The organism is Mesorhizobium sp. M7A.T.Ca.US.000.02.2.1, assembly GCF_003996995.1.
Lineage (GTDB): Bacteria > Pseudomonadota > Alphaproteobacteria > Rhizobiales > Rhizobiaceae > Mesorhizobium.
Genome location: NZ_RZTT01000469.1, coordinates 1 through 4,352, shown reverse-complemented (window position 1 = coordinate 4,352; position 4,352 = coordinate 1). Strand labels below are relative to the sequence as shown.

Below are 4,352 nucleotides of genomic sequence, written 5' to 3'. Positions count from 1 at the left end.
GTTTTGCACAGTCTTCGGTGTTTCCACCCTGCCCGCCACTGTCGCCGCGCCGTTCGCGATGCTAGGGCAATTCACCTGGGTGGAGGAATGCGGGATGAGCAAGAAGGCGCGACTGGTCCTGGCGATGGTGGTCATCGAGGCAGGTCTTGCAGGCATCTGGTGGTATCTCGCCCGCTTCGGCATGGCCAATCCCGATCGCGTCACCGCTGACTTCCAGGCAGTCGTCGGCCAGACCATGGGTATGGCGATGGGCGGCTTGCTCGGCATCGGCTTTATCCTGTTCCTCGTCGCCGCCCGCAACGATCGCAACGCGGCGCAGAACAAGACGCGCCCTTAATTCCCGTTTGCGAAATGCCACTCGATCAGCGGCTTCATGTGCGGCGAGAGCCCATCCGGCAGGTCGGCGGCATGGCGGATGATCACCGGTCCCTCGATCTCCGGCTCGGTCTCGGTGGCGACGAAGGCTGAGATGCGCCTGGCGATCTCGTCGGCAGGCGCCGCCGCGTGGTAGCGGCGAAAGATCACCGTGCCGCTGCTGGTCGACATGGCATGGTAGCGCTTGCCGCGTTCAACACCTGACAGGTCGAGCCCGGTTTCCTCGCGCACCTCACGGATCATGTTGAAATCGACATCGACCAGCCCGTCGCGAAAATCGACCGGCTCGAACGAGCCGGCGGCGAAATAGACGCGGCCGGCGTTGACTGTGTGAGGACCCATGCGGATCGCCACCAGCGCATTGTCGCCGGCCACCAGCATGGCATGGGCATAGGCATGCTCGGCGCCCGAATTCTCGCGCCGCTTCCGCCACAGCATGAACGTCGAGTAATTGACCGCGTGGCAGCGGCCGACGAGACGGCTGTCGCGGTAGGCAAGTTGCGACAGCAGCACCACCATGCCGTCGAACAGCGCCGGATTGGCGGCGATTTCGTGCTGCCAGTTCTCGGCGATCGCCTCTGCATTGTCCCTTGCGAAAGGGTGCGGACCGGGATCGAGCCGGACGTCGATGTCGTCGACCGGCAGGATGACGTTGCGCGGAAGGTCGAAACTCATGCGTCAGGTCATGTCCAGCGTGATCGCCACTGGGCAATGGTCCGATGCCTTCGGTCGGTCCCAGCCGGCGCGCGGAAACCGGTCGACCTCCTGCCCCGGCGGAAAGATGGTGCGCCAGGGCTGGCCGTTGCGGATGATGTCGGGAACGGCCGTTGCGTTGCTGGCGGCGAGCCCCTTCGACAACAGGATGTAGTCGAGCTGGCACAGATGCCGCTCTTCGGGTCCTCGCGTGTGGTAGAAACTCCAGCGGTTCATCTCCGGCCGCCGCTCAACGACATTTTCGCAAAAGCCGCCTGCCGTCAGCACGTTGATGCAGGACAGGGCTTCGTCGACCACCTCGAAGCGATAGCCGTCGATCGCATCGCCGGCCACCTTCACGCGCTGGCGATAATCATTCATGTCGCCGCATATCGCCCAGCTCTTGTCGGCGGCATAGTCCTTGCCGAAGCGCTCCTCGATGATACGGCGCACGGCCTGCGCCTCTGCGATGCGCACCGGCATCGTCGCCTCGCGCCCGTCGAGCCCGTTGCGCGGCGAGCCCATCGACTTGAAATGCACGAGATAGAGCGTCAGCGGCACGCCGCCCACGGTGATGTCGATCTCCAGGCAGTCGCGCCGGAAAATGCGCTCATTGGCCTGATTGCCTTGTGCCTCGAGTTCCGGCGTGTGCAGCCCGAACTGCTCGTAGGTGACATAGGCGTGGCTGGTCATGCGCACGAATTCGATCGGCTGGCCCTGCGCGGTTTCGTTGCGCATCATCACGGCCACGTCGATGCCGCGCGAATCATTGCCCGATGTGGTGTATTTCTGCCGGTAGCCCTGCCCCACCATTTTGAACAAATAGCCGTATTCGAACGCCTTTAACGCCTCGATATTGTCGACTTCCTGCATGCAGATGATGTCGGCGCGGGTGGCAGCGATCGCCAGCGCCGTCAGTTGGCGCGTGTCGTCGGACTGGGCGATGGCGCGGGCCTGCTCCAGGATCCTGTATTCCGCCTCGGTCTGGATATCGAACAGCGCCAGTGTTCGATCCTCGTTGAGCTGGTTGCGATAGCCGGAAAAATCGAACCTGTTCATCAGGTTCTCGACATTGAAGGTGGCAAGGCGCAGCGACATGCCATGACCTTTGCCCGCAAGTGCTTCGGAAAACAAGCGCGCAGGACCACCATCTGAGATCGATTGGTCCTGGGTGCGTTCGCGTCATGGTTGACGGAACCTTTCCGTTCATCCGCCGTTCAGATGCAAACATCCATTGTTGCCCCATTCCTCGGGTGGGCGCGGGGCCTGTAACTCTTGGAGAGTGCAATGAATTCGCTCTTTTCTTCCACGGTCAAATCGGGGCTGATAGCCCTCGGTATCCTTTCCGGCGTCACGGCACCGTCCGCCGCCGGACCGATCATGCAGCCGGATCTGTCGATACCCACCAGCACGGCGGCGCCGAATGTCACGCCTGTCCGCGACAGCTGGGCGGGCGGCAACAACCGTCAGTTCAACAATGATTGGAGATGGCGCCGGTCGGGCAACTGGAACGGCGGCCGTCGACACTGGCAGGGCGGCGGCGGTCACTGGAATGACGGAGACAACTGGCGTTGGCGCCATGGTCGCCATCACTATCGCGGCGGCCGTTATTACGATGATGGCGCGAGTGCCGCGATTCTCGGCCTTGGCCTGGGGCTCGGCCTCGGCAGCATGTACAACAATTACGACTACTACGATCGGCCGGCGCCGCGCCGCTACTACCGCGCGGGACGGCTTTCGAGCGCCCATGTCCAATGGTGCTACAACCGCTACCGGTCGTACCGGGCCTACGACAACACCTTCCAGCCCTACAACGGCCCGCGCCAGCAGTGCTACTCACCCTATTGAGCTGACCTGTAGCTGAGCTGACCGACAGAATGAAAAACGGCGCCACTTGGCGCCGTTTTTGTTCATGGAAGCCGCTGTTTTCGAGCGCTTGTGGATTTCGCTCAGTTCTTGGCCTTGTCGACCAGCTTGTTCTTGGAAATCCAGGGCATCATCGCGCGCAGCTTGGCGCCGACTTCCTCGATCTGGTGGCTGTCATTGTTGCGGCGGATGCCCTTGAAGCGGGACATGCCGGCGCGGTATTCCTGCATCCACTCCGAGGTGAATTTTCCCGTCTGGATGTCCTTCAGCACGCGCTTCATCTCGGCCTTGGTCTCGGCGGTGATGATGCGCGGGCCCGAGACATATTCGCCCCATTCGGCGGTGTTCGAGATCGAGTAGTTCATGTTGGCGATGCCGCCTTCATAGATCAGGTCGACGATCAGCTTGACCTCGTGCAGGCACTCGAAATAGGCCATCTCAGGCGCGTAGCCGGCTTCCACCAGCGTCTCGAAACCGGCCCGGATCAGCTCGACCAGACCGCCGCACAGCACGACCTGCTCGCCGAACAGGTCGGTCTCGCATTCCTCGCGGAAATTGGTCTCGATTATGCCCGAACGGCCGCCGCCGACGCCGCAGGCGTAGGACAGGGCCAGGTCGAGCGCATTGCCCGAGGCGTCCTGGTTGACGGCGACCAGGCACGGCACGCCGCCGCCCTTCTGGTATTCGCCGCGCACCGTGTGGCCGGGACCCTTCGGCGCGATCATGACGACGTCGACCGTCGACTTCGGCTCGATCAGGCCGAAATGCACGTTGAGGCCGTGCGCGAAGGCGATAGCGGCACCATCGCGGATGTTCGGCGCGATCTCGTTCTTGTAGATGTCGGCCTGCAGCTCGTCCGGCGTTGCCATCATCATCAGGTCGGCCCATTTGGCGGCGTCGGCCACGCTCATGACCTTGAGCCCGTCGGCCTCGACCTTGTTGGCGGTCGCCGAGCCGGCCTTGAGACCGATGGCGATTTCCTTGGCGCCGGAATCCTTGAGGTTGAGCGCGTGCGCCCTGCCCTGGCTGCCATAGCCGATGATGGCGACCTTCTTGCCCTTGATCAGATTGAGATCGGCATCACGATCGTAATAGACGCGCATTTTGTCTTCCTTCCCGTTTTATGAATCAGCCTTGCGGCCGGTTGTTGCTCCATGTAGAGCGAGAAACTGCTGCGTCGCGCGCGCGGCATCGCCGCCGATCGCCGCCTCAGTCAATTCCAGCCGGTCGCCAAGCAGCAGACGGATCTGCACGTCGCGGGCGACCAGCCCGAAAAAGGTGCGGAACGCCGTCTCGGCATCCGCGAAATCCAAAAGCCCGGTCCGTCGGCCGGCCTCAAGCACCGGCTTCAACCGTTTGGCCAATGCGAAGCGGCCGTTCTCCAGCACCACGGCGCCGAGATTGTCCTTACCCGAACC

Annotated in this window: 6 protein-coding genes; 2 read left to right on the top strand and 4 right to left on the bottom strand. The window is 62.7% G+C overall.

Translation table 11 applies throughout. The features are described 5' to 3' along the window. The first annotated feature begins 94 nt into the window (after positions 1-94). Positions 95-337 carry a hypothetical protein gene (locus EOD15_RS29540; protein WP_127328948.1) on the top strand — a complete coding sequence of 81 codons (243 nt, stop codon included), beginning with the start codon at positions 95-97 and terminating at the stop codon, positions 335-337. Here the strand turns inward: EOD15_RS29540 and EOD15_RS29535 are convergent. After that, entirely contained in the window at positions 334-1,050 is a 717-nt protein-coding gene (locus EOD15_RS29535; protein ID WP_127323111.1) for a hypothetical protein, read from the bottom strand. The genes EOD15_RS29540 and EOD15_RS29535 overlap by 4 nt on opposite strands. A gap of 3 nt (positions 1,051-1,053) precedes the next feature. Beyond that, entirely contained in the window at positions 1,054-2,166 is a 1,113-nt protein-coding gene (locus EOD15_RS29530) for an endonuclease/exonuclease/phosphatase family protein (RefSeq protein WP_127409086.1), read from the bottom strand. A 189-nt stretch (positions 2,167-2,355) separates the two neighbouring features. On the opposite strand from EOD15_RS29530, the gene EOD15_RS29525 reads away from it, so the two are divergent. Beyond that, a complete protein-coding gene (locus EOD15_RS29525) occupies positions 2,356-2,916 on the top strand; it encodes a BA14K family protein (RefSeq protein WP_127322643.1) in 561 nt (186 codons plus the stop codon). A gap of 101 nt (positions 2,917-3,017) precedes the next feature. Here EOD15_RS29525 and ilvC read toward each other — a convergent pair whose 3' ends face one another. Continuing rightward, positions 3,018-4,037: a ketol-acid reductoisomerase gene (gene ilvC, locus EOD15_RS29520; protein WP_127322642.1), complete on the bottom strand. Its 1,020-nt coding sequence runs from the start codon at positions 4,035-4,037 to the stop codon at positions 3,018-3,020. An 18-nt stretch (positions 4,038-4,055) separates the two neighbouring features. After that, positions 4,056-4,352: TetR/AcrR family transcriptional regulator C-terminal domain-containing protein (locus tag EOD15_RS29515; RefSeq protein WP_185929110.1), on the bottom strand; the 297-nt coding region annotated here is incomplete at its 5' end.